23 protein-coding genes and 1 pseudogene are annotated in these 26,038 nt (G+C 44.0%); 21 read left to right on the top strand and 3 right to left on the bottom strand.

Translation table 11 applies throughout. The annotated features are described in order from the left end of the window. The first annotated feature begins 15 nt into the window (after positions 1 to 15). The 21 genes and pseudogenes from MSP8886_RS15650 to MSP8886_RS15555 all read left to right on the top strand — a co-directional run bounded on the left by MSP8886_RS15650 (position 16) and on the right by MSP8886_RS15555 (position 21,689). A complete protein-coding gene (locus tag MSP8886_RS15650; protein ID WP_067018115.1) occupies positions 16 to 375 on the top strand; it encodes a hypothetical protein in 360 nt (119 codons plus the stop codon). A 31-nt stretch (positions 376 to 406) separates the two neighbouring features. Beyond that, positions 407 to 697: a PAAR domain-containing protein gene (locus MSP8886_RS15645; RefSeq protein WP_067018113.1), complete on the top strand. Its 291-nt coding sequence runs from the start codon at positions 407 to 409 to the stop codon at positions 695 to 697. 1 nt (position 698) lies between these two features. Further along, complete coding sequence (locus MSP8886_RS15640) at positions 699 to 1,736, top strand: hypothetical protein (RefSeq protein WP_067018111.1); 1,038 nt, start codon at positions 699 to 701, stop codon at positions 1,734 to 1,736. Positions 1,737 to 1,738: 2 nt separating this feature from the next. Beyond that, complete coding sequence (locus MSP8886_RS15635) at positions 1,739 to 2,587, top strand: hypothetical protein (RefSeq protein WP_067018109.1); 849 nt, start codon at positions 1,739 to 1,741, stop codon at positions 2,585 to 2,587. Next, a complete protein-coding gene (locus tag MSP8886_RS15630) occupies positions 2,587 to 7,236 on the top strand; it encodes an HNH/ENDO VII family nuclease (RefSeq protein ID WP_067018107.1) in 4,650 nt (1,549 codons plus the stop codon). Before MSP8886_RS15635 ends, MSP8886_RS15630 begins: the two co-directional genes overlap by 1 nt. 8 nt (positions 7,237 to 7,244) lie before the next feature. Beyond that, complete coding sequence (locus MSP8886_RS15625; RefSeq protein ID WP_067018105.1) at positions 7,245 to 7,706, top strand: SMI1/KNR4 family protein; 462 nt, start codon at positions 7,245 to 7,247, stop codon at positions 7,704 to 7,706. Positions 7,707 to 7,748: 42 nt separating this feature from the next. After that, entirely contained in the window at positions 7,749 to 8,288 is a 540-nt protein-coding gene (locus tag MSP8886_RS15620; RefSeq protein ID WP_067018103.1) for an RHS domain-containing protein, read from the top strand. Positions 8,289 to 8,332: 44 nt separating this feature from the next. Then, positions 8,333 to 8,641: an IS66 family insertion sequence element accessory protein TnpA gene (gene tnpA / locus MSP8886_RS15615; protein ID WP_067018101.1), complete on the top strand. Its 309-nt coding sequence runs from the start codon at positions 8,333 to 8,335 to the stop codon at positions 8,639 to 8,641. Beyond that, the gene (gene tnpB, locus MSP8886_RS15610; protein ID WP_067018100.1) at positions 8,642 to 9,007 is read left to right on the top strand and encodes an IS66 family insertion sequence element accessory protein TnpB; all 366 of its coding nucleotides are present in this window, start codon (positions 8,642 to 8,644) and stop codon (positions 9,005 to 9,007) included. A 67-nt stretch (positions 9,008 to 9,074) separates the two neighbouring features. Next, positions 9,075 to 10,619, top strand: a complete 1,545-nt coding sequence (gene tnpC / locus MSP8886_RS15605) for an IS66 family transposase (protein WP_067018098.1) — start codon at positions 9,075 to 9,077, stop codon at positions 10,617 to 10,619. Between the two features lie 84 nt (positions 10,620 to 10,703). Beyond that, positions 10,704 to 10,835 (top strand): annotated as a pseudogene (locus tag MSP8886_RS22680) (RHS repeat-associated core domain-containing protein); the annotation flags it as partial. Between the two features lie 117 nt (positions 10,836 to 10,952). Next, complete coding sequence (locus MSP8886_RS22570) at positions 10,953 to 11,240, top strand: hypothetical protein (RefSeq protein ID WP_245659116.1); 288 nt, start codon at positions 10,953 to 10,955, stop codon at positions 11,238 to 11,240. Further along, positions 11,237 to 11,683, top strand: coding sequence for a hypothetical protein (locus MSP8886_RS15595; RefSeq protein ID WP_067018094.1), 447 nt, complete (start codon positions 11,237 to 11,239; stop codon positions 11,681 to 11,683). Before MSP8886_RS22570 ends, MSP8886_RS15595 begins: the two co-directional genes overlap by 4 nt. 320 nt (positions 11,684 to 12,003) lie before the next feature. After that, positions 12,004 to 12,270 carry a hypothetical protein gene (locus MSP8886_RS15590; protein ID WP_067018093.1) on the top strand — a complete coding sequence of 89 codons (267 nt, stop codon included), beginning with the start codon at positions 12,004 to 12,006 and terminating at the stop codon, positions 12,268 to 12,270. Between the two features lie 167 nt (positions 12,271 to 12,437). After that, entirely contained in the window at positions 12,438 to 13,277 is an 840-nt protein-coding gene (locus MSP8886_RS15585; protein ID WP_067018091.1) for a 2Fe-2S iron-sulfur cluster-binding protein, read from the top strand. A gap of 24 nt (positions 13,278 to 13,301) precedes the next feature. Continuing rightward, complete coding sequence (sbcD, locus tag MSP8886_RS15580) at positions 13,302 to 14,567, top strand: exonuclease subunit SbcD (protein ID WP_067018089.1); 1,266 nt, start codon at positions 13,302 to 13,304, stop codon at positions 14,565 to 14,567. After that, positions 14,564 to 18,265 carry an AAA family ATPase gene (locus MSP8886_RS15575; protein ID WP_067018087.1) on the top strand — a complete coding sequence of 1,234 codons (3,702 nt, stop codon included), beginning with the start codon at positions 14,564 to 14,566 and terminating at the stop codon, positions 18,263 to 18,265. Before sbcD ends, MSP8886_RS15575 begins: the two co-directional genes overlap by 4 nt. A 340-nt stretch (positions 18,266 to 18,605) precedes the next feature. Then, a complete protein-coding gene (gene minC, locus MSP8886_RS15570) occupies positions 18,606 to 19,331 on the top strand; it encodes a septum site-determining protein MinC (RefSeq protein ID WP_067018085.1) in 726 nt (241 codons plus the stop codon). A 59-nt stretch (positions 19,332 to 19,390) separates the two neighbouring features. Continuing rightward, positions 19,391 to 20,200, top strand: a complete 810-nt coding sequence (minD, locus tag MSP8886_RS15565) for a septum site-determining protein MinD (protein ID WP_067018083.1) — start codon at positions 19,391 to 19,393, stop codon at positions 20,198 to 20,200. A 1-nt stretch (position 20,201) separates the two neighbouring features. After that, complete coding sequence (gene minE / locus MSP8886_RS15560; RefSeq protein WP_067018081.1) at positions 20,202 to 20,459, top strand: cell division topological specificity factor MinE; 258 nt, start codon at positions 20,202 to 20,204, stop codon at positions 20,457 to 20,459. Positions 20,460 to 20,636: 177 nt separating this feature from the next. Continuing rightward, positions 20,637 to 21,689: an aldo/keto reductase gene (locus tag MSP8886_RS15555; protein ID WP_067018080.1), complete on the top strand. Its 1,053-nt coding sequence runs from the start codon at positions 20,637 to 20,639 to the stop codon at positions 21,687 to 21,689. A gap of 162 nt (positions 21,690 to 21,851) precedes the next feature. Here MSP8886_RS15555 and fusA read toward each other — a convergent pair whose 3' ends face one another. From fusA to MSP8886_RS15540, 3 genes are all read right to left on the bottom strand, one after another. Continuing rightward, positions 21,852 to 23,939: an elongation factor G gene (gene fusA / locus MSP8886_RS15550; protein ID WP_067018078.1), complete on the bottom strand. Its 2,088-nt coding sequence runs from the start codon at positions 23,937 to 23,939 to the stop codon at positions 21,852 to 21,854. A 183-nt stretch (positions 23,940 to 24,122) separates the two neighbouring features. Beyond that, on the bottom strand, positions 24,123 to 25,292 hold the full coding sequence (locus MSP8886_RS15545) for a cation:proton antiporter domain-containing protein (protein ID WP_067018077.1): 1,170 nt from the start codon (positions 25,290 to 25,292) through the stop codon (positions 24,123 to 24,125). Positions 25,293 to 25,321: 29 nt separating this feature from the next. Beyond that, positions 25,322 to 25,990 (bottom strand): TIGR04211 family SH3 domain-containing protein, encoded by a 669-nt coding sequence (locus MSP8886_RS15540; protein WP_067018076.1) that lies wholly within the window; start codon positions 25,988 to 25,990, stop codon positions 25,322 to 25,324. Between the last annotated feature and the right edge of the window lie 48 nt (positions 25,991 to 26,038).

Here is a 26,038-nt window from a genome sequence, read left to right as displayed (position 1 = left end):
ATTAAAGTACATAATATGGAAATTATAGACAGCACAACTCACTTGGTTATGAAGTCTGCTCTCAATGCTGGTTTTATCGTTTACTGTCGATATGGTCTTCCTCACCTTGTTTGCTTGCCGATCAATCGACCAGATGACCCTCTTCTAAGCCCTGCTTTTACTCACCTAAAAGTGAGTAATGGGTATTTTGCTGCTCAATTTTTTTCTACTTTACATCCGAGGTTGAATAATACCAACATTGTTTCAACTCTGTATCTGCATGTGACAGCTTCTAATGCCTCTATTTCAGATTTGACGTCAGAAGGGATGATCGATGAGCTTGCTTATTTCGTAGCTTCAGGAAAGCTCTTGGTTATTCCTCTTTATGAACAGTAGATAACATTTATCACAGGATAAGGAGAGTCATATGGGAAAGCCTGCTGCGACAATTGGTAGTATGCATGTATGCCCTAAAACGACGGGGACAGTGCCGCACGTTGGTGGCCCTGTGGCTGTAGGATCTCCTAATGTGCTCATTGGTGGTATGCCTGCGGCAAGAAAAGGTGATATGGCAGTCTGTGTCGGACCGCCTGATAGCATTAGTGCTGGTTCAGGCTCGGTGACCATTAATGGTAAGCCTGCGGCTAGGCTTGGGGATGCTACTTCTCATGGTGGAAAAGTGGTAGTAGGTAACCCAACTGTTTTGATAGGTGGCTGATTTGTTATCTGTTTTTGTTGATCGATTTTATCGTCAATTACAAATATTGAGTGATGCAAGGGTAAGTCCTTTCTCTTCACATGGTTATTATGCTTTGTGTAGGCAACAGCTCACGAAAGAATATTGGCTGGTTAACCAAAAAAACAGAACAGATGGTAAGGAAGCGGATGGCGTTAGCGCTTTGGATTTTGGCGAGCTGTCTGAGTTGCTGGTGTCTAACTTGGACGAGAGCATTCTGAGCGATGCCGCTGCTTTTTTAATAAATGAAATGGGCGACGAACAAAAAGCAGAATACATCAATGCCCTGTATTTTTCTGAAAAGCTTCAGGGCTTATTTAAGGGCGTTGTTGATATCACGGGTTCACATCATCTGCTAAGTGATGCTGTATCGGATAAAGAATTGCGGCTTAGTAAGCTGATGGGCATGACAAATAATGAAGAATCAATCCATGAGCTTTATGACTGTTTTCCTTGGTTAAATAGGTCAGAGCAACACTCTAGTGATGCCATATTGCGTATGTTTACTGATCTAGTGGAAGAGGGCTTACTAGATACAAAAGTCATGTCACTGTTCTTACTTGTGTTAACGCCCAGTCAACTAAATGTTATTGGCAATGTTGCGAGCAATGTTTTGTCAGCGGAGGATGCGTTATGTGTATTAGTAAGAGGTGGTATGGTGAAACATGCGCCTCTAATTAATTCTGTTCTTGCTCAATCTGAAACTCCATCCATACTGCTCCGAGCATTGCGGAATCTACTAGGTAGCTCTCTTGATAACTTGGTTGAGTTTGATGTTCAGTTGGCCGCTTGGCAAGGAGAGCAGAGTGCTATCAAACGCTTTCAGCAGGAGTTTGCATTGAATTGGCCTAAGTATGAGGACGATTTTGCTAATCAGCGGGTGATAAGTGGTTATCCTTTAGTTTCAAAATTTAATGGAGCAAGCAAGCGTGCTGTTAGTTTTTCGAACCTCTTGTTGATCGATTTATTTACGGCGCAGCAATCCTTGCAGCCTGTTGAGGAAACGCTTGGAGCGGCATAAATATGACTGCTTTTTCAATATCAATTGCAGATGTTTCGTTGCCACATGCTTTATCTGTTGATGATGTTCTAACAGGGAGCTTCTTAGAGTGCGACGTTGTTTCTGGAGAGATGACATGGCAGGCTTTTACATACGATTGCATTATGAAAGCAAAGTCGTTATACCCGTTATTACAAGACACTAGTCTGCCCACGATTTGGTTGCTGCCTGCTTGGGCATTTCAGTATCAACAAAAGGAGATTGTGATTGAAACATTTAATCAACTTTTCTCCACAACGCCTGAACTTGTATTTTTTCAAGGTTCTAGTGGTATGGATGCTGCGATAAAAATGATGGCTGAGCAAGGGATAGATGAGGCAAATATTATTGCGGTAGATGGTGTTTATTTAGCAAATTCAAGTGCTGAGTATTGTTATTACGGTGTAGGTGGTTTGACTGCAAAATTTGAAATATCGCCAGCGGGTTGGTCACAACGCTTTTTTCATTACGAAACCACCATTGATTTTATACAACACGATGCGTTTAAAGCATTATTTCTGGATGCGTCAGAAGGCTTGGCGGTACCAATAGATATAATTTTTTCACCAGGGAATGGGGTTGCTCAGGATGGAGATACTTGGTTACATAGCTTGCAACTGCTCGCTCCGCATTTAAGTGAGGATATTGATTATGTTTTTCCTGCTTACTTGTTGGGAAAAATTGGAGCAATGAGTGGGGTTATTAACCTATATTCACTCATAAATAACCCTTGTTACCGTGATTCACAGCATGCATTAATGATTTCTCAAGAGCAATCTGTTCATCAAGCTGTTGGGTCATATGTATGGACAAATGAGGAAGCACACAGTTAATGGATCGTTATTCAGTTGTACTAAAGGGAAGTCGCTACCCCATTTACCTGATAGGTGAAGAAGGTCGTGTACCTTCTGGGTACCATCAGGTGGCCACGGACACCCCCGAAGCTGCCAACGCTCAAATTGCAGAGATTGGACCGACACTGGTTTCTGACCCTTCCGAGCGCCTCAATGTTATTCAGCTTTTGCAAGCTGTCGGTATAGATTGTCCACGCGACGCGAAAGGAGCGGCAACCGCTAGAGTGTTGAAGTCCGCTTTCACGAAGGGCTTGATTACCTGCTATCATCAAAATGTGCGACACACTTTATCCGCTAGCGATGACAGCAATACTCAGAGTAAAAAGAAAAAGGGACCGGAAAAAGTCGTCGGTAAAAAAGCCACTCAAGCCAGCGTCAATAGCACTGGTGCCGTCGCGAACAATACTTCAAGTGAAACGCCGATTACCGAGCAAGAATGCCGCTCTGACCCTGTATCCATGTTGACTGGAGAAGAAATTCTCCCTCTTGTCGACTTTACCTTAGCAGGAAGCCGCCCCTTAGTATGGCGTCGTTTGTATCGTTCTTCTCACTCAAACCAGCAAACGGCCTTGGGCAATGGCTGGCGCCATGATTTTATGGTGCGTTTGACGGAGCACTATCTTCCTCCACCGAAAGTGGGCCCAAAGCAAAAGGGCACCTATTGGCTCGAATACCATGATGAACATGGTGCTTCCCATCGTTTCGAAAAGGTTAAGCCTGGCCAATCCAGTTATCAGCTAAGTAGCAAGTTAGCCTTGCATTACCAAACCAATGGTAAGCAAGTCTTAGTGACCCCCAAGGATGAACATCTGACCTTTAAAGCGGGGGAATCCGCTTGGTTGCTTGAAAAAATCATCAACGAAACAGGCCAAAGCACACGTTTTTATTATGATGCGAAGGAGCGTTTAGCGCGGATTGAAGTCAACAAAGCCCGTGGCTGTTTACTCAACTATAATGCACAAGGCTGGCTGGTCGATGTCAAAGCGTATCATGTCAATGAGAAAGAGCAGTTTGTCACTTCTAAGACCCCGTTGGCTCACTACAACTACGACGAGACCGGCAACCTTATCGCGGCCACCAACCAACAGGGTGAAACCGAGCGTTACACCTACAACGCCGCCAACCTCATTACCAAACGAACTCGCGCCAGTGGCTTTAGCCATCATTTCGAGTGGGATAGCTATGCCCATGATGCAAAATGCATCAAACAATGGGGCGATAATGACACCTACTGCTACCAATTCGAATACGGCCCTGAAAAAGGCACAACCACCAGTATTGACTCACGGGGCAATCGGGAGCACTTTGTTCACAACGAACAAGGCAAACTTACCGAGCACACGGACCCCAATGGCAATATACGTCGTTATGTGTATAACCAAAATGGTCAAAAAATCCGCGAAATCGACCCTCAGGGCAACACAACCGACCTGACCTATACGCCATACGGGCAGCTGGAATCTGTTACTACCCCCGATGGCAATAAAACCACCTTTGCCTACAATCAACTAGGACAGCGCATCCTTACTGTTCTACCAGATAAAACCACCATTGCACGCCAGTACAATGTGTCCGGTTTGCTGCTCAGTGAAACCCAGCCAGATGGCCGTTCTGCTTTATACAGTTACGATAACCAAGGCCACTTGAGTCAACACATTACCGTCGATGGTCAAGTCACCAAATTCCGTTGGAATGAGCAAGGTGAATTGCTGGCGAAACAAGAAAACGACAGCTTAACCCGCTACAGCTATGATAACTTAGGGCGCATTAATGCCACCTTATCTGACTGTGGATTACTGGTTCAGTACAAACGTAATGAACGGGGTCAACTGATTGAAACCGTCGCCTTTGATGAAAACGCGCCTGACGATAAACAACATACCTACTTTGACTACGATGAGGCGGGTCGTCTTATCGCCAGTAAAAACAACAAAGGCGAAATCACGCGACAAACCTTTGAAGGCTTGAGCCAACCGAGCGCCATCATCCAGCCTGATGGTAGTGCCTTACATCTGACCTACGACCAAGAGCGTAACCTAACGGGCATTCGTCGAGATGACGATGCTCACTACAGAATTGCCTACGATGCCAATGAAAACCCTATCCAGATCACCGGCTTCGATGGCAAACAGCAGCGCTACCAATACGACGGCAACAATCGGTTAATCTCGCTCAAAGAAAGCGACAAGCGTATTGTTAATATCCAACGAGATGTCATGGGCCGTGTCATCGCACAACAAGCCAGTGCTCAACAAGCCAGTGCTCAACAAGGTCGTAGCGAATCTCATCAACAGATCGTCAACAATACCAACCGCTATCAATATGACGTGAATGGCAACCTTGTTCGTGCGCATAATCCCGAGGTCACCTTAAAACAGACATTCGATCGGGGTAATCGACTGCTCAGCAGTCAACAAACACAAGGCGCCCAACAACATACGCTCCATTATCAATACGATGAATTTGGCCGCCGTAAACGTTTAACATTACCCGATGGTAAAACGCTTCACTATCGTTACAACCAACATAGCCAACTAACGGCCATTGAATTAAGCGAAGGAGATTCTTCGCAAACGTTAGCCGTTTTCCAATACGACAAACAAAACCGTCTTATCCAACAAACCTTTGGTAACCACATTGCGTTAGAGCAAACCTTTGATGTATTCCATCGTTTAACACTGCAAAATCTCACGCATCCAGAGCAACGACTTTATGATCAGTGTGCTTACCAATACGATGGTATCGATCAGCTGATCGGCCGACAAAGCCAAACGCAAACATCACAGGAAGAAGAAGGTGACTTCGCACAAGCGAAGCAAGAAGCCTTTGCATACAACGCTCTTGGGCAACTGATTAAAGAAAGCGTGGCTTATACGCAAGGCCATCCATCACACAGTTCACAGCGCAAACGCACCGAATTTGAGTGGGATAGTGTGGGCAACCCCATCGCCCAACGCACCGCGATTGAGAGCGATGAAGCAAAAAGTCATCCTAATGAGAAAGAAGAGAGCAAAGGCGACCTAAGCACGGCAGAGAGTGAAGAAAGCGTTGTCGCATTTGCAGAGAATGATCCGTCTATCCAAGCGGTCACGGAAGGGGATCGATTACTCAAATTCGCCGACATCGACTTCGACTATGATGATTGCGGTAACCAAATCAGCGAACTGGGTGTAGGTGTTAAAACACAGCGTTCGTTTAACGCCTTTAACCAACTCACCCGCTTTGCAAAAGACGGGGTCCTCACCCAATACGACTACGACCCGCTGGGCCGTCGTATAGCCAAACATACCGAACAGGGCAAAATTGATTTCATTTGGGATGGAAACCAACTGTTAGGCGAATGCCTAAACGGAAAGTATACTTGGTACATTAACCGCCCAGACGAATTTCATCCGGTTGCGCTGATCAAACAAGGTGAGGTGTATTACTACCACCTAGATCAACTCAACACACCGCGCTTTGTCACCAACCAACAGGCTGACGTGGTATGGGAAAACACCGCTAACGCCTATGGTTACGAAGATAGCGAGCAACATGCTGAACGAGAAGGCAAAAGCAAAGACTTCTATCAGCCGATACGTTTCCAAGGACAGTACTTCGACCAAGAAAGCGGCTTTCACTACAACCGATTCCGCTACTACTGCCCAAAACAACAACGCTTTATCCACCAAGACCCGATAGGTATAGTCGGCGGCATCAACCACTATCAATACGCACCTAACCCTGTTAACTGGGTTGATCCGATGGGGTTGAGTTGTAAGGAAGGTGCGGCAGCAAGCGCTTTAGCTTTAGCAAGGGTGGCGCCATCAAGCCCGTTAACTAATCTAAAACCTATTAATGTCACTAAGATTACGGTTCAGGCGGCTGCTAATGACTCGGCTTATATCGCTGAAAAAACAGTAATATCAAGATTGTTGCCGTTTTTAGCTAAAGCACCTACAACCTTGCTTTTAGCCTTTCATTCATCATCCACAGGCGGTCCGCTTGAAGAAATAAAGGCTCCAGATGGAACTGTTTATTCTAAGTACAGTGATGAAACGGTTTTTAATGCTGTTGGATCTAATGGTGATACTTGGTCTACATACGATGCTCAGGAAGACATTGCTTATCGTACTTGGCTAGCGAATGGAGGCGATGGTAGTATTGATGAGTGGCGAAGTTTGGGGAAACCTATTGATGTTGGGTTGATGGGGGGAGGTAATAATAGAGCTTTAGGATCTATACCTGACGAAATAAAGGATAGTAAATTTAATGCTACAGAAGTCTTGGGTCGGAAAGTTTATAAAAATAATGTTGATGTATTTCCTGAAGCGCCAGAGAATGTCCATAGAAGTGTGCATAAAAGTATTAGGCAAAAAGTTGATGAGGGGTGGACTAATTTAGACTTAATGAATGAAGGTTATGCGCCTATTGGTCCAGATGGTAAGCAAATTAACTTACATCATGTTTTAGGAAAAGAGCCTGGGCCTATGGTTGAGCTTACGAGCTCTATTCACAAGAAGCATCATGTCAAGTTGCATGGTCTTATAGAGGATGGTAATAGCTTTAGAAATAATTCCAAGTTGCAGTACCAATATGAAAAGTTTCGAAATAGCTATTGGAAATTAAGGTCTGAGGATTTTAAATAAGGTGTTTTATGAATGATTATACGAACTTAATAGCAACTATTGAAAAAACAGGAAGCGAGATCTATTGGTTAGGCTCAGCAACAGATGATCAAATTAAAATTCTAGAAGATTTATTGGAATTTAATTTGCCAGCATCTTTTAAGGAGTTCTTAAAATTATATGGGGGAGGAGGAGTCGTCGAAGCTGAGATTTCAGGTATAGAAAATAATGACGCTTTAAACGATTCAGGTGGCACTGTTTACGGAGATACTTTAACTGTTAGGGAAGACTACCAACTTCCGGAAAAACTTGCTGTTATTTTTTTTAGGGATGATGAGGTTTGTTGGTGTATTGATGCTAGTAACTCTAAAACTCAAGATGAGTTTCCGATTGTTAGTTATAACCTTTTTAGTAGAAAGGTAGATCGTAAAATATCCGATAGTTTTGAAAATTTTTTTGAAGAATATTTAACATTGAGGTCCAAGCCTTAATAATGTGATTGCTAGATAAATTGTATGTTTTAGTTACCGAAGATGATAGGCTGCTTAGCTTCGCCGATATTGACTTTGATTACGACGACTGCGGTAACCAAATCAGCGAACTGGGCGTTGGCATCAAAACGCAACGAGCGTTTAATGCCTTCAACCAGCTTTTCGAATGATGGCTTATTGACTCAATATGACTACGATCCATTCGGTCGTCATACTGCTAAACACACAGAACAAGGCCAAATCGACTTCATCTGGGACGGTAACCAGCTGTTAGGCGAGTGCCTAAACGGACAATACACCTGGTACATCAATCGTCCAAATGAATTTCATCCGGTTGCTTTGATCAAACAAGATGGCATCTATTACTACCACCTAGATCAACTTAATACACCGCGCTTCGTTACAAATCAAGCCGCAGAAGTAGTATGGGAAAACACCGCCAATGCCTATGGCTACGAAGACAAAGCGCTAGAAAAGCAACGCACACAAGAAGAATACAACCAAGCACCGAGCGATTTTTATCAACCGATTCGCTTTCAAGGTAAGCGCTTAATTCTCGACATTATTCCCAATTTCCAGTGAAGACGCATAATGACCGTAGTCATTGCCACAACAAGAGCTTCACTATGTCACTATCACCGGAAATCTGGTTTGAACACATCCAGGCATGGATGCAAACCCAACAAACTCAAGTTGACTATTGTCGTCATCATGGACTTATCCCTCACCAGTTCACTTACTGGAAACAAAAGTATCACACCACTCAGCAGGTTAACCAATGTGAAACACAGTCTGGATTCGTCGTCGCTCAATTCGAAACGCGGATATCCCCCCATTCCGGGCCGACGATTTGCTTGCCCGACGGAACGCAGATCTCGGATGTCAGTGCCACTAATATTTCGGTCGTTGCCCAACTTCTCAGGGAGCTTCGATAAATGCAGCCGACACTCCGACCGGCCCAACACCTGAGTTGTGTCTATCTTTATCGCGATCCGATTGATTTTCGTAAATCACACCGGGGACTCAGTGCGCTCATTGAAATGGAGTTAGGCCACAACCCATTCAGTGGCCACCTGTATGCGTTTACCAATAAACGGCGCAACAAAATCAAATGTCTCTTCTGGGAAAATAATGGCTTCGTGCTCTATTATAAAGCGTTGGCCGAAGAGAAATTCAAGTGGCCCAGGCGAACGGATGAAGTCATTCAACTCACTGGTCAGCAGATCAACTGGCTGCTCGATGGTTACGATGTCTCATTGATGAAGGGGCATAAAAAACTGGAATATGAGTCCTTATTTTAGCGACTTATCCGCAGGGTTTTGATATAATAAACCCTGTTAAAATAAGGCGTTAAAGGTAATTTGAATCGTGACTTCCTCTTCTGAAAACCTGAGTAAAATCGAGCAACTTCGTGCTCAGTTAGATGAGCAGAAAGCTGAAAATCAACGCCAAAAAGAACGAATTGCCATTCTGGAAGAAGTCGTTCGCTACCTGAAAATTAAACGCTTTGCTCCAACGAGCGAGAAAACCCATCCTGACCAGTTCCTGTTGTTTGACGAAGCAGAACTGTGTACCGACCCTGTGCTTGACGCTCATGAAAAACAGGATGAAGACCAGAAGAAGAAAAACACATCAAAACCTCGTGGCCGTAAACCTTTATCCAGCGACTTACCCCGTGAGCAAATCTTCCTGTACCTGACTGACGAAGAAAAAATGGGCGCAAAAAGCACTTTCTTCGCCAAAGTAAAAGAAGAGCTGGATATCGTACCCGCCAAAGTTCGTGTACTGGAATACATTCAGGAAAAAGCGGTCTTCGATACGCAAGACGGTCAGACGATGGTGACGGCACCAATGCCGACGAAGCATCCCTTACCTGGCTCTCTGGGAAGTACGGGTCTGATTGCTCATGTGATCACATCTAAATATGTCGATGGACTTCCGCTTTACCGTATCGAAAAAATGTTGAGCCGTTATGGTGGCGAACTCTCCAGAGCGACACTGGCCAATTATGTGATGAAATCCGCACAGGTACTTCAGCCACTGGTGAATCTGCTCAGAGAACATCAAAATGCAGGACATATCATTGCGATGGATGAAACCCGCATCCAGGTGTTGAAAGAGCCCGGTAAGTCTGCCACATCCGATAAGCAGATGTGGGTATCACTCGGTGGCCCGCCTGATGAACGGAGTGTGCTGTTCCACTACGATCCGTCCCGAAGCCAAGAGGTTCCAATCACTTTGCTTGAAGGCTTCAAAGGTTACCTGCAAACCGATGGTTATGCGGGGTATAACGCTGCCTGCAAGCAATACGGGTTAACTCCGGTGGGGTGTATGGATCATGCCCGACGGAAGTTTATCGAAGCGCAAGCGGCGCAGCCGAAAGGTAAAAAAGCCAAAGTCAGCAAAGCAGATACCGCACTCGGGTATATGAATAAGCTTTATCATATTGAGCGTCAGATAAATGAGCTGAAAGAAAAAACGGGATACACACCGGAGCAAGTCGTCGTCTATCGTCAGGAGCACAGCGTCCCGCTCCTAGATAAGCTGAAAATCTTCCTCGAAAATAATGCCAACAAAGTTCCCGCAGACAGTCTGACAGGCTTGGCGATCACTTATATGCGAAACCAGTGGGAAAAACTCGTCGTCTACTGCACGAATGGCGAATTACGTATCAGTAATATCCTGGCAGAAAATGCTATCCGCCCGTTCGTTGTGGGGAGGAAGGCATGGTTGTTTGCGGACAGTTCGCAAGGAGCGAAGGCCAGTGCAGTCTGCTACAGCATCGTAGAAACGGCAAAGCTAAACGGACTGGAGCCTTACGGGTATCTTCATACGGTTCTGACCAAACTACCGTATGCTAAAACAGTCGAACAAATCGAATCCCTTCTGCCATGGAAGCTCGCTAAACGCTAATACTTGGTCGGTTATATCAATACTGCCGAGTATTAATCGCTTACCTTTCAAGGGCTGCTTTTTAGATAGGAAAGCGACCAAGAAAGCGGCTTTCACTACAACCGTTTTCGTTACTACTGCCCAAAACAACAACGCTTTATCCATCAAGACCCGATTGGTATAGTCGGCGGCATCAACCACTATCAATACGCACCTAACCCAGTGAACTGGGTCGATCCGATGGGGTTGAGTTGTAAGGAAAATAAAAAAAGCTTTGCTGAACTTCCCCCACATGAAGAAGGGAAATATTTATACAGAGGGGTTTACTTTGGCCACCCAGACTATGAGAATGCTGTGCAAGGAAAAGTAGTTCCTGGCGATGTTAATGGAACGGTTTCACCAGAAGAACATAACTATGGTAGTAATTCAGCGAATAGTCCATATACATCTTGGACCCGTGACCCTGAGATCGCGCGCAAATTCGCGATGAAAAATGATAATTTAGGAGTTGTTTTGAGAACGCAAGTGGGGGCTCCTCCTGAGGGGGCCTCTTGGTCTTGGGCTTGGTCTCCCGATGAGTGGGGGGAGCAGGAAGTGTTACTAAAAGGTGTAAGAGAGGGATTAGAGGTTTATAAACCATGATTTCTACTAGTCAAATAATAGAGATGATAAATAAAGATAGATATCCTGAAAATTGGGTACAGAAAGCTTTGTCGATATTGAATAATGATCATGCTCAACTTGTTTATTCAGATTGTGGTAGTGTACAGTCTGATGTTAAAAGCGAGTTGTCAACTCTCAAAATTCATCAAGAAAGTGTTAAAAAGTCAGGGGGCAATATTCTAGGTTTTCAAGAGCTTATCACATCTCTTGAAGCTATGACTGATCAAGAGAATTCTACTCAGATCAATATCGTTGGGTATAGATCTGATGATGGGTTAAAGGGAAAGTTCTTTTTTAGTAATGATTATTCTCTACTTTTAGGAGGGCTTATAATTAATAGCAATAGAGTCAAAAAGCTAAGAACTCCTCCTAATTGGGATGGGTCTCAAGAAATGATAGATAAGTATAATTCTCAAGGTTAGTCACAGTAGTTTTGCACCCAATACGACTACGACCCACTGGGCCGTCTATTGCCAAATATACCGAACAAGGCAAAATTGACTTTATCTGGGATGGTAACCAACTGCTAGGGGAATACCTAAACGGGCAATACACCTAGTACATCAGCTGCCCCAATGAATTCCATTCGGTTGCCTTGATCAAACAAGACGAGGTGTATTACTACCACCTAGACCAACATAATATGACTGTTATAACAGGCTATTTGAGCGAATTAAACTTGCTGATAAGTCTGAAAACTCATAGGGTATGAGGTTTTAGGTAGGTTTAAGGATAGCAAGTTATGGAAGAGGTCAATTTTTCTGTTTTTGTTCAGTTGCTGCGGGACGTGTACGAAGATCCGTCGCTAATGGAAGAAAAGCAAGAGTCTCTTGTTTCTATGATGGACGGTATGATGGCATCGGTGCCAGAAGGTTTTGAGGGCATGGCGGCGATGATTAAGACGCATATATCCAATGCATTCAAGTTTAAAAGCCCCAATGTTCAAAAATTTGAGCTTGAGTCTGGATTGATTAAGTTAAACACGTATTGTCGTAAGTTGGGCGTTTGAGCATTACAGGTAACCTAGTATCGCTAGATTTATCGAATTTTTATAGAAATGGTCATCTTTTAAGGTGGCCATTTTTTTGATTGGCTGTTTTCCTTTCTCGCTCTGTAGACATCACAGGCTTGTCTGGCTGTGGCATAATAGGCTGAAACCATTGTTGGGTAATGTCTATGGATGCTTCTTCGGTCACCATTCAGGTGGATGATCAATCTTTTCAAGCTGAGGTGGGTGATAATCTATTAACCTCTTGTTTATCTCATCATGTTGATATGAATTTTAGCTGTCGGGCGGGTGTTTGCGGGGCTTGTGCGCTTTATGATGAAACGTCGAATAGGACGATTTTATCCTGTCAGTCTAGCGTTTCAGAACCGCTGATATTAAGTAGACACTTACCTAGTCAAGAAGATTTATTTCGAGTATTAGAGCGTCGTTTCCTTGACGAGACAGCAGTGGAGTTGGTGTTGCTTGGGCCCAGTGATGATGCATTTGGGGATTTTGTTGAGTTGCAACTTTCAGATGCGAATAAAACCACCATAGAATGCATGGCGTTAAACTCTGCTGGCGAACCACTGGTGTTATTACTCTCAAAACGCGATGTGAACGCCTCACAATGGTCACTTATTACGAATTCTGAAATCAACTCTTTTGTTGTTAGAACGCGGCTCGGTGAGCGAAAAGGGCGTTTATTAACCGAGTTTGATTTGGTTGAACGATCTGTTTGGTTGATTTGTGACTCTGCCACAGAGCACTTTTCACCCTATTGGGAAACGGCTTTGGGCTCAGTGGGAGCGAATTTTTTAGGGCGATCTGTGTTCACAGCCAACAATTCTCTGTCCGAAAACAGTCCGCTTTTTCAAGAAGAATTGGCTATAGCGTTTAATGCCATTAATACCTCAAATATCGAGATCATTATACAAGCCGCTGGTTTGACCCAAGAAGAATGGAATCAGTTGCTGAGTGCCTTTTATATCCGGCCTAATCAAATCCATATCGTGCGTTTACCACACTGAATAAAGATCATGGACCATTTTTAAATGAAAATACTACACACGTCCGACTGGCACTTAGGCCAGCATTTTATGGGTAAGTCTCGTCGAGATGAACATGAGGCTTTTATTAAGTGGCTACTTGCCTTGATAAAGCAAGAGTCCATAGGCGCAATGATTATCGCGGGGGATGTATTCGATACTGGTGCACCACCGAGCTATGCGCGAGAAATGTACCATCAGCTAGTACTTGATTTAAAAGCATTGGATTGCCAACTGGTAATTGTGGGAGGGAATCACGATTCAGTGAGCATGCTTAATGAATCGAAAAGTTTGCTGTCCTATCTTGGCACTCACGTCTTGGCAAGTGCCACACCAGATGCTCTTGATTCCCATGTTGTACCTTTATTCAATGAACAGGGTGAAGTCGCCACTTGGGTATGTGCTGTGCCGTATTTACGCCCAAGAGACGTTATGACCAGTATTCAAGGGCAATCTGAACAAGAGAAAAAGCAAAGTTTGATGCAGCAGATTGCAGGTTTTTACCAAGGTGTGTTTGCTCTGGCTGAAAAAAAGAATCAAGCCTTGGGGCAGCCTGTTCCAATTATTGGTACAGGCCATTTAACAACCATGGGCGGGCAAGTAAGTGAGTCGGTTCGTGATTTATATGTAGGTACGTTAGAAGCGCTACCCACCTCTGTGTTTCCTGCCTTTGATTATTTGGCGCTGGGGCACATTCATCGTGCTCAAGCCATCAATAGCAGTGGTCGTTATCGATATAGCGGATCACCCATTCCTCTGAGCTTTGATGAGTTAGGTCGAGATAAATCGCTTGTCATCATCGACAGCGAGTTATTATCTGAAGACGGTTTTATCGACGATCTTTTTTCTGAGCCAGTGGGCCCTGTTCGTTTGGTGACCATTCCCAATTTTCAGCCTATGTTGAGTCTCAAAGGCAGTTTGGATGAGGTGCTGAAGTCGGTTGCTGAAATCGAGGTGCAAGCAGACAAAACCCTTTGGCTGGAAGTCACTGTGGTGGCGGATGATTACTTAAGCGATGTACAAAAGCGCTTGATGGAAGCGATCGAAGAGAGGCCAATCGAACTGTTAAGAGTGATGCGTAAGCGTAGCGATGTGCCAGCTTCATCGACATTTGAACAGCGCCAAACCTTGTCAGAATTGACGGTGGCGGATGTGTTTCAACAAAGCCTAACCAGTGCCATGACACTAGATGAGGAAGAGACGAAGCAGCTTACCTCATTATTTGAATCCTGTTTGGTTGAGATGGAAGAAAGCAAAGAGAGTGATGTATGAAGATTTGTAAACTCCGTCTTAAAAACCTAAATTCTCTAAAAGGCGAATGGGAGATTGATTTTACCAAAGCGCCGTTCGATGACGCCGGCGTGTTTGCTATTGTCGGTCCCACCGGATCCGGTAAATCGACCTTGCTGGATGCCATTTGCTTAGCACTTTATCATGAAACGCCGCGCTTAAAAGTCTCACCTACACAAAATGAGTTAATGACGCGCCATACGGCGGAATGCTTGGCGGAAGTGGAATTTGAAATCAAGGGCAAAGGCTATCGTGCCTTTTGGAGCCAACGTCGCTCCCGTGGTTTAAGCGATGGTAATTTACAACCTATTGTTTGTGAATTAAGTGAACGCGACGGCACCATTATTACCTGCAAAATCAATGAAAAAATTGCCAAAGTGGCTGAGCTGACAGGGTTAGATTTTGGGCGATTTACCAAGTCCATGCTCCTTGCTCAAGGCGGTTTTTCTGCTTTCTTAAATGCTACAGCCAACGACAGAGCAGAATTGCTTGAGGAGCTGACTGGCACGGAAGTTTACGGCGATATTTCCAAATGGGTGTTTGAAAAGCATAAGCAGGAAAAACAAGCCATTGCAGCACTGGAGTCGGTCAATACACAAAGAAAGCTATTAAGTGATGAAGACTTTACGGCACTAAAAGAGCAGGAACATGGCTTTAAAGCCAAAGACCAACAATCTGAAACGCTCTATAAGCAGAAAAAGATGCTGCTGGATTGGTATCAAAAGTTCCAACAAACGGAATCGGAACTTAAAAGTTATCAAGACAGTCATGTTGAAGCCAAACAAGCACTAGACGCCTTTCAGCCAGAATTAGACAAGCTCGAACTAGCAGAAAAGGCTAATGCCTTAATGGCTGAGTTTGATAAAAAACAAGCGTTAGTCTCACGTTTAGCAAGCCAAGAAGTTGAGTGGCAAGAAGCAAAAGAGACGCTAACCCAGAGCGAAAGTCAGTTTCAAACGCTTGAACAGCAGCAGAGCGAATCCAAAGTCGTTTTTGAAGAAAAAATCGTCCAATGGGAATCGTTGAAAGAGATTATTGCTAACCAAATTCAGCCGTTGATTTCCAAAGAAGAAAGCCTTACAGAGCAGCATAAAACGGTACAAACGCGTGTTCAGCAGCATAAAGATAAGCTTCGCCAGCAAGAAACGCTAAGCCAACAAAAACAGACGGCGTTCGAAACGTTAACCAGAGCCAGTGAAGAGGCGTTAGCTAAGCTGGATCAGTGGCCCAATGGGGAAAAAGTTGAGGCAGAATTGACTGGCTGGCGCCATCAGTTTCAGTCGCTTTCTAATACTCAAGAGCAGCTGACGCAATTGCAAAATGAGCTGGCAGAGAAAGCTAACAAGCATCAAGTGGCGCAGCAGGCTTTTGCTGAAGCCAATCAAAGTTTTGAGCAGAAGAACGCTCAGTATACGCAAATCACTCAGCGATTAGAGCAGTTGCAGGCTCAGATAATGGGATTAACTGAGCAAACTGAGCTCGCTCAGTGGCAAGAGGCATATCAGCAAGCACAATTACGCCAGCAAGATTCGATCTACTTTTTACAGCTTCATAAAACCGTTGCGAACAATCGCTATTCCCAAGAAGAGCTTAAGCGAAAGCTCGCGATGCTAAATAGCAATCTAATCGAACAACATCAGCAATTGGAGCAGCAGCGAGCCTTTTACAAAGACAAAATGCGTCATCAAAAGAGCCTAGAAAAGTTGGTTGAAGCCGAACGTCAGATTACGGCCTTGACGCGTTTGCGCGACGAATTGAGTGAGCACGATCCTTGTCCTTTATGCGGTTCTGTTCATCATCAGCTTGAGAATGCGCATTATCAGACAGACTCAGGGAGCCAGGCAGAATTAGAGACACTTCGCAAAGAGATCGACATACTTACCAAAGAAGGCCAGCAGCGTAAGACGGATAACGAGGTTGCTAAGCGTGAATTGGATATGCTGACTGCCCAGCAATCGCAACTGGCTGAGCAATTAGCCCAGCAAGAAGGCGAGCTAATAAATCTTGGTCAGATTCTATCACCAGATGCAAAGTTGGATGTATTGAGTCATGATGCAGTGAGTGCTTTTGTATCGGCATTACAAGCGGATTGGCAAGCGAAACAGCAAATTGCTGCTGAGCTACAACCTTTGTTGCAAGAAAAAGCACAATTGGAATCTCAATGGCAAACCTTGAATCAGCAGTTGCAAGCAGAGCGTGAGCAAGTCTCTAGGCATGAGTCTCAAAGGCTATTATTGGCACAGTCTATTGAAGGGGTAAATGACAACATTGCTAAGCTGAGTGAATCGCTTCAGCAAGGAGATATGGCGTTGCAGCAATCGATGCGCGCAGTTGACTTGCCAGAAGCCTTCATGGCGATGCCAGTTTCTGAGCGTATCGAAGCCCTGCAGCACGCCATGCAGGATTGGCGCTCTGCGAAAAGTCATTACGACCAACAGCATCAGCAACTGGAACAGCTAAGCTTTGAGATTAAAACGCTCAATGACGGCAAAGCTGAATTGGCTCAACAGTTAGCAAGCGTTGAGCAGGAGTTCATGATACTGGATCAGCAACTCACATCCGTAAAACAAGACATTGCGGAAATTCTAGATGGCAAGGAGCTGAATGAGTGGAAAGCCAGTGTTCAGGCTCAGTTTGAAGAGGCGAAGCAGCAGTATGAAACGCTGGTAGCGCAATGCCAAACAGCGCAGCAAGTCTTGACGTCGAATAAGGCAAAGGTCGAAGCGCTGACAAAAGCGTTTGATATATTAAAAGCCGAGGTTGATACGGCTCAAAAGCATTGGTCTGCTACCTTGCAACAAGCCGGATTTGAAACTGAAGCGGTTTGGTATGAAGCGTGTTTGACACAAGATGAAATGGCGTCATTAAAAGCCACTCACCAAATGCTGAAAGAGGCATCCTCTAAAGCTGATGTGTTGGTAAAGCAAGCTGAAAAACAATTAACAGGGCTGCAAGCCACTCAGCCAGAAGAGGCGAAAAAAGCTGATGTGGATTTAACCACACTTGCTGATCAGGTGTCTGAGTTAGAGCAAGAGCGGCAACGTCTATATCGTCAATGGGGCGTTGTTTCACAGCAGATCAAGGAGGAGCTACAACGTCGGGAAGATGCCAAAGAGGCGGCGAAAGAGTTGCAAGAGCGTCGTGATGGCATGATTCATCTTGATAAGCTGAACTACTTAATTGGCTCGGCCGATGGAGCTAAGTTTAGACGTTTTGCCCAAGGTTTAACGTTGGACCATCTTGTATACTTGGCGAATCAGCACCTTACTGTATTGCATCGTCGTTATCAGCTAGAACGTAAATCCGAAGAAGCGTTAGCACTTGCCGTGGTGGATACTTGGCAGGCTAATGCCTCGCGGGATACTAAAACTCTGTCTGGTGGTGAATCGTTTTTGGTGAGTTTGGCGTTGGCACTAGCGCTGTCGGATTTGGTTTCCCATAAAACCAGCATTGATTCATTGTTTTTAGACGAAGGGTTTGGCACATTGGATAGTGAAACCTTGGAGTCCGCTTTGGATGCATTGGATAACTTGCAGTCTTCTGGTAAAACCATTGGTATTATTAGCCATATTTCGGCGTTAAAAGAACGGATCCCCGTGCAAATTCGCCTAACCAAGCAAAGTGGTTTGGGGGTTAGTCGCTTATCGCCAGAATTTGCTGTGCAAGGCACGGGGAGCTAACTTTTGTATTACTTTGCTTATCTGCAAACACATGAGCGCTCTATGAGTTTTAATGAAGCAAAAGTTTTCCCCAGATGTACTAGAACAACCTTGTAAATAAGCTTTAAATTTTTAGTAAAATCAATGAGTTGTTAGGCTATTCATTATTGTACAAAGAGTGACTAATCAGGCACTATTATAGGGCGTGTAATAAAGATTGATGGATGCTAAAGACTTATCTTTGATGTCTTTCTTTAATCGACAGGCTTGATAGAATAAGTGTTTTAACAACTCATTTAGTCTCTAAGCACAAAACTTATCTTGTTGAGCGTTTATAGGGCACGAAAAAAGGACAGTTTGCATGACAGACTTAGGCTTCCAGTTAAAAGGAAGTGTCGTAACGACCATTTTACTCGAAATTCAAACTTTGTCGTTAGACAGCATTGTTGCTCAATTAAGAGAAAAGATTGAACAAGTGCCACATTTTTTTAATCAAGCACCTATTATTATTGATCTCTCTAAGTTAGAGCAGGATTTACCCCTTGATGCTTTTGATACGTTGATCGTTTCGCTAGCTGACTTGGGGCTGGGGGTCATTGGCTGGCGTTGTGATCAAGAAAATAAGCCAACTTGGTTTTCTCAGGCTAGAATACCTATGTTGCCTGCAAGTAAGGCACGCCCTATTTTGATACCGGAAGCTAAGCCAAAAGAAACGAGCCCTGATGTGGTCGTTAAAACCGTAGTTGAAGAGCGTTTAGTGCCTCAAGCAACTAAGGTGATTACTAAGCCAATTCGTTCTGGGCAGCAAGTGTATGCAGAAGGGGATTTAATTATTTTAACCCAAGTCAGTGCTGGTGCTGAAGTATTAGCAGATGGCAATATTCATGTTTATGGCGCACTGCGTGGCAGGGCGTTGGCTGGGGCAAAAGGCGATACCCAGGCTAGGATTTTTTGTAAAAGTTTAGAAGCCGAGTTGGTTTCTATTGCGGGTAACTTCATGCTGAGTGATGCATTAAGAAAAATTATCTGGAAAGAGCCCGCACAAGTTGTATTAATCGACGATAGCTTAGATATAACACCACTTTAGTCACTATTTTTCATTTTTATTGAGATCCACTCATGAGTGAGTGATCGGAGGATACAGCATTGGCAAAGATCATCGTGGTCACCTCAGGCAAGGGCGGAGTGGGTAAAACCACCTCCAGCGCGGCAATAGGGACTGGCATTGCGTTAAAAGGACATAAAACGGTTATTATCGATTTTGATGTGGGTTTGCGTAACCTAGATCTGATTATGGGTTGTGAGCGCAGAGTCGTTTATGATTTTGTTAATGTGATAAACAAAGAAGCAACCCTCTCTCAGGCGTTGATAAAAGACAAGCGCACTAAGGATTTATTTATCTTGCCTGCTTCTCAAACACGAGATAAGGACGCTTTAACGATAGAAGGTGTGCAGGCTGTATTAGATGAGTTGTCTAAAGAGTTTGAATACATTATTTGTGATTCACCCGCCGGTATTGAGAAAGGCGCACAAATGGCCTTATATTTTGCTGATGCGGCGATTGTTGTAACAAACCCTGAAGTATCATCTGTTCGGGATTCAGATCGCATCTTGGGGATTTTGCAAAGTAAATCCCGCCGTGCAGAAGAAGGCAAAGAGCCTATTGAAGAGCATTTGTTGCTAACTCGCTATCATCCCGAGCGCGTTGCTATTGGGGAGATGTTGAGTGTGAGCGATGTGGAAGATATTCTTGCTATTCCTTTGTTGGGGGTTATCCCCGAATCCGAAGCTGTCTTAAAGGCCTCTAACCAGGGAACACCTGTTATTTTGGATCAAGAATCCGAAGCGGGACTGGCTTATACGGATGCGGTCGATCGATTAATGGGAGAGGAACGTCCTTTGCGTTTCTTGGAGATACAGAAAAAAGGATTCTTCAAACGGCTATTAGGGGGTTAATGTGGGCATTTTTGATTATTTTAAGGCAAAGAGAGCGCCCAGTTCCGCCTCGGTTGCAAAGGATCGTTTGCAGATCATTGTGGCTCATGAGCGCAGTAAGCGTCATCAACCAGATTACCTCCCTCAAATGCAGCAGGAAATCATTGATGTGATCCGCAAATATGTTGAGATTGGCAGTGAAGATGTGCAAATTCAGCTCGAAAACACTGATGACTGCTCGGTATTGGAGCTTAATGTGACGTTACCTGAGCAAAATTAGCGAGTTCATCTTTCTGCGCAGGCTGGTTTCATTGATATTGTAAAGTAGTGCAGTAGAGCACTCCTCATTGTTTTCATTTATGAAACTGGCTTAAAGCAGTCACTTTTATTACATTGGCTAATGATATTTTATCTGGCATGCCTTGCATGCGTGTAACCAAATATAAGGAAGAAAACAATGAAATATGTACCGCTTGGTCGTACTGGGCTTGAAGTGTCAAGAGTGTGTTTGGGAACCATGACATGGGGCACACAAAATACTCAAGCGGATGCTGATGAGCAAATTGAGTATGCTTTAGATAATGGTGTTAACTTTATGGATACAGCGGAAATGTATTCTGTGCCGCCAACTAAAGAGTCTTATGGGAAAACTGAAACCATCATTGGCGATTGGCTTTCTCGCCAGCCATCGCGCCGTCAAGACTTTATTCTTGCGACGAAAATTGCTGGTCCTGGTATGTCTCATGTGCGTGATGGAAGCAATATTTCAGGCAAAGCTGTAATTGAAGCGGTTGATGCTTCTCTAAAACGTTTACAAACAGATTATATAGACTTATATCAGTTACATTGGCCAAATCGCACAACGCCCCATTTCTCTAAACATTTTCCTGGTGCTGTTCGTTTTACTAATGTGGACCGCGATGAACAGTCCATACAAATGCTGGATATCCTTCAGGGGTTAGAAGCTTGTATTAAAGCGGGTAAAATCCGTCATTTTGGTCTATCAAATGATACAACTTGGGGAATTAATGAGTTTATCCGACTGAGTGATAAGCATAATTTGCCCCGCGCTGCTTCTATTCAAAATGAGTTTAGTTTGTTACATACAAAAGATTGGCCATACTTAGTTGAGAATTGTATACATGAAGATGTTGCCTATTTACCTTGGTCTCCTCTGGCTGCTGGTTCATTGACGGGTAAATATTTAAATGGTGCTCGGCCTGAGGGGAGTCGCTGGACGTACGCTCAACGTAATGGTCTTTTCCGAGACACGCCATTGGTAGAAAAGGCGGTTACCCAATATTTGGAAGTGGCTGCTAAGCATAATATGACTCCTGCTCAGTTGGCTTTGGCTTGGTGTGATCAGGTTGACGGAGTTACTTCCACTATTATTGGTGCCACGTCTTTAGCGCAATTGAAAGAGGACATGGCGGCGTTTGATATGGTGTTGTCTGAAGAGGCTCTTAGTGACATTATGGCTGTTCTAAAAGAGTATCCAGTGCCTTTCTAGCTATATAAACCAGATTGAATGATTCTAATCAAAGCCGGTACATGTCGAATGTGTCGGCTTTTTTAGTTCCAAAAATTAAAGATGCACTGAATGAGAATATGAGAAAATAAAAAAGCCGATGCGGTTGCATCGGCTTTTTAAGTTTAGCAAAAAGGCTATGAATTAGTCTTTTTTAGCTCTCTTTTCATTTTGAGCGGCAATAACGGTTTCTGCTACGTTGCTAGGGCATGGTAGGTAGTGAGAGAACTCCATAGAGAACTGACCACGACCAGATGTCATAGTACGTAGAGTACTGATGTAGCCAAACATTTCAGCTAGAGGTACGTCTGCTTTAATGCGAACACCAGTCAAACCTTTCTCTTGGTCTTTGATCATGCCACGACGACGGTTTAAGTCACCAATAACATCACCAACGTGGTCATCTGGAGTGAACACGTCAACCTTCATGATTGGCTCGATCAATTGTGGGCCAGCTTTTGGCATAGATTGACGGAACGCGCCTTTCGCAGCAATTTCGAAGGCAATCGCAGAAGAGTCAACCGCGTGGAAGCCACCGTCGAACAATTCTACTTCAACGTCTAGAACAGGGAAGCCAGCAAGTACGCCTTCTTCCATCATAGACTTAAAGCCTTTCTCAACCGCAGGGAAGAATTCCTTCGGTACGTTACCACCCACAACAGAAGAAGAGAATTTGAAGCCAGAACCCACTTCACCTGGTTTGATACGGTAGTCGATTTTACCAAACTGACCTGAACCACCGGATTGTTTCTTGTGAGTGTAGGTGTCTTCAACTTCTTTCGTGATCGTTTCGCGATAAGCTACCTGTGGTTGGCCAACGATTAGATCTACACCGTAAGTACGTTTTAAGATATCTACTTTGATGTCTAGGTGAAGTTCACCCATCCCTTTAAGGATGGTTTCACCTGAGTCGATGTCTGTTTCAACACGGAATGTTGGATCTTCTGCAACCATCTTACCGATCGCAATGCCCATTTTCTCGTTACCGCCTTTATCTTTTGGTGTAACAGAGATAGAGATTACTGGCTCTGGGAAGACCATGGCTTCAAGTGTACAAGGGTGTTTAGGATCACATAGGGTGTGACCAGTTTGTACGTTTTTCATACCAACGATTGCAATGATATCACCAGCTTGAGCAGAAGAGATCTCGTTACGGTCATCCGCTTGCATTTCAACCATGCGGCCTACGCGTTCTGTTTTGCCTGTGAAACTGTTTAGAATCGTGTCACCTTTGTTCAATACGCCTGAGTAGATACGTACGAAAGTAAGGGCACCGAAACGGTCATCCATGATTTTGAATGCTAGTGCTTTTAATGGCTCTTTCGCATCAACGATTGCTTTGTCGCCAGTTGGGTTGCCTTCTTCATCAGTAAGATCTTGAGGGTCTACTTCAGTAGGGTTTGGAAGGTAATCAACAACCGCATCAAGAAGAAGTTGCATGCCTTTGTTTTTGAAGGCAGAGCCACAGTAAGTAGGGAAGAAAGCAAGATCACGAGTGCCTTTACGGATACAGCGTTTTAGTTCTTCTACGGAAGGCTCTTCGCCGTCCATATAAGCCATCATTAGGTCGTCGTCTTGTTCAACTGCTGTTTCAATCAGCATTTCACGGTATTCTTCTACTTGATCAACCATGTCTTCAGGGACATCTTTGATTTCATAGTTTTCTGGTTGTCCCGTTTCATCCCAAATGTAGGCTTTGCGAGTTAGAAGGTCCACAACACCTGAGAACTCATCTTCCGTTCCGATTGGAAGTACCATGATCAAAGGAGTAGCGCCAAGTACTTTTTTCACTTGGTCAGTTACACGGTAAAAGCTCGCACCTAGACGGTCTAGTTTGTTGACGAAAATCAAACGTGCTACTTCAGATTCGTTGGCATAGCGCCAGTTGGTTTCTGATTGTGGTTCAACACCGCCAGAGCCACAGAATACACCTACACCACCGTCAAGAACTTTCAAAGAACGGTAAACTTCTACTGTGAAGTCAACGTGTCCAGGTGTGTCGATTACGTTTAGGCGGTGACCTTTCCACTCACAAGTAACAGCAGCAGACTGGATGGTAATACCGCGCTCAGCTTCTTGTTCCATGAAGTCAGTAGTCGATTCACCCTCGTGAACTTCACCGAGTTTATGAATTTTACCGGTAAGTTTAAGAATACGTTCTGTTGTGGTGGTTTTGCCCGCGTCAACGTGAGCAAAAATACCGATGTTTCTGTATTTTGATAAGTCAGCCATTACATTACTCTAAATAATTGAGGACGAAATTTGCGCGCTATTATACAAGACTTTTTGGTTAGCAGTCAGGTATTTCGCGCTATTCTATTATATTTTATGTGACGAAAGAAAGAGTCCACTCCAAACCTTTCTATAAAAGCGCCTGGAGCTGTAAAAAATCTTAAATCGACATGAAAATCTGGCCTAATCTCTGCGCAATTTATCTGAAATTGCGATTGGATTCGGGTAGTTCAATATAACGACATAAGTTGATAGTGCAAAACTTAAAATGGCCGTTGCTTGAATCACATTTGAGGCCGCTGTGCCTATTAAGCCAATATTGGCAGCAAGGTAGGCAATAAGCAGTGAAAATTCACTGACTTGGCCTAGGCGAAAGCCCACTTCCCAAGACGTACTCGGGTCTTCTTTAATGCCTTTCAATAAAAACCGAAAAACAACAGGTTTGATCAGCATTGAGCTAATGGCCAGTATTAAGGCTGGCACTATTACTACTCCTAATAAGCTGAAATCAAAACTGGCGCCTATGGTAAAGAAAAATAGGATTAAGAAAAAGTCTCTTAGTGGTTTTAAATGTGTCGCAATGTATTGGGAGATGGGGCTGGTTGCAAGTGCAACGCCAGCAATGAACGCGCCCATTTCTGCTGACAGTCCTAAATACTCAGCTAAAACCGCCATTGAGAGGCACCAGCCAATTGATACTAAAAATATATATTCGTGAAATCGATCAAATTTGGTGATTAGCTTTATCAAAATATACTTCACGAATAGGAAAGCACCGCCTACGAGTAGGGGGAGGGCAACAAGAGGTTTCAGGAACTGCATGGCCGAGCCATCCCCGCCAGCGGCGAAGCTATTCAGCTCCAGCAAAACGCCAATGGCAATCATATCCTGCAAAAGCAACAAGCCGACGACTAATTCCCCTGTATGCTTGTGGTGTAGGACCGTTGTTGGTAATAGCTTGATACAAACAATGGTGCTTGAGAACATCATAGCAATGCCAATGATCAAGCTTTCTGTTTTCGTATAGCCAAAAGCAATGGCGACTATGTAGCCAACAGCAGCAAAGGCAATGGAACTTAATAGGGCAATCCAAGCCGCTTTTTTTAACATGTTGATGAGGTGGCTGGGCTGCATATCCAAGCCAAGGAGAAAGAGCAGAAAAATGATGCCAATATGACTCATTTGATCCATGAGTTTTGGCTCAGTGATTAAAGATAGCCCATAACGACCAAACAATGCTCCAAGAGCAATATAGGCGATAATCATGGGTTGCCTTGTATATAAAGCAATGGAAGCAACAACAGCCGCTCCTGCAAAAATTAAAAAGAAGGAGTGTACGATGGATGCTTCCATTTGTTTCCCTTAGAGAATGATACTTTATGTTATACCCATGTTCCCGAACTAGGCTTTTTACGACGAGTCAAAGGGATGAGAACGCCAATAAGGACGCCGCCAAGAAGTGTTCCTACTCCAATAGCAAACCATTTTTGCTGAGTGCTATCACTCTTGTTATTAGCCTGAGCTTTGGCGGCGGCCAACTGCTGCTTAAGTGTATCAATTTGATAGGTAACATTGTCGTTTTTCTCGACAATTGTCTTAGCTTTATCGGTTAGCGTTTTCATTGAAGCAAGTTGTTGCGTCAATTGTTTTTTGTCTTTCTCAAGATTTGACACTTGTGTTGTCAGCGCGGCAACATTCTGCTGGCTTTCATCATATTGCTTATTTAAGTCGACTTTACTTTGCGATAGTTTAGTGAGCTGTTCTTGAAGCTGAATCACTTGCTCCCGTGTCACTTGATCATCGCTTAAAAAGTAGTCGGCCACCCAACCTACATTCCCACTCGGGGTTTTTACTTTTGTATAGCCATTACTCTTCTCCAATACTTGTAATGGTGTACCGCTTTTAATGCCTCGCTCGACGGCGGGTGAGCTATTGTCCTGTCCTTGACGGATGGCAACAAATTGAACGTCAGATACGTAGACAGTAGTAGCTTGTACAACACCTGATAGTAACAACCCTACAAGAAGGCAAGTTATGCTTTTTTTAGACACGTTAAGACCCTTTAACAATCAATCACTTTGACCCGTTTCCTACGATAA

The sequence above is a fragment of the Marinomonas spartinae genome (assembly GCF_900089775.1).
Lineage (GTDB): Bacteria > Pseudomonadota > Gammaproteobacteria > Pseudomonadales > Marinomonadaceae > Marinomonas > Marinomonas spartinae.
This window is presented reverse-complemented; position numbering and strand designations above follow the sequence as displayed.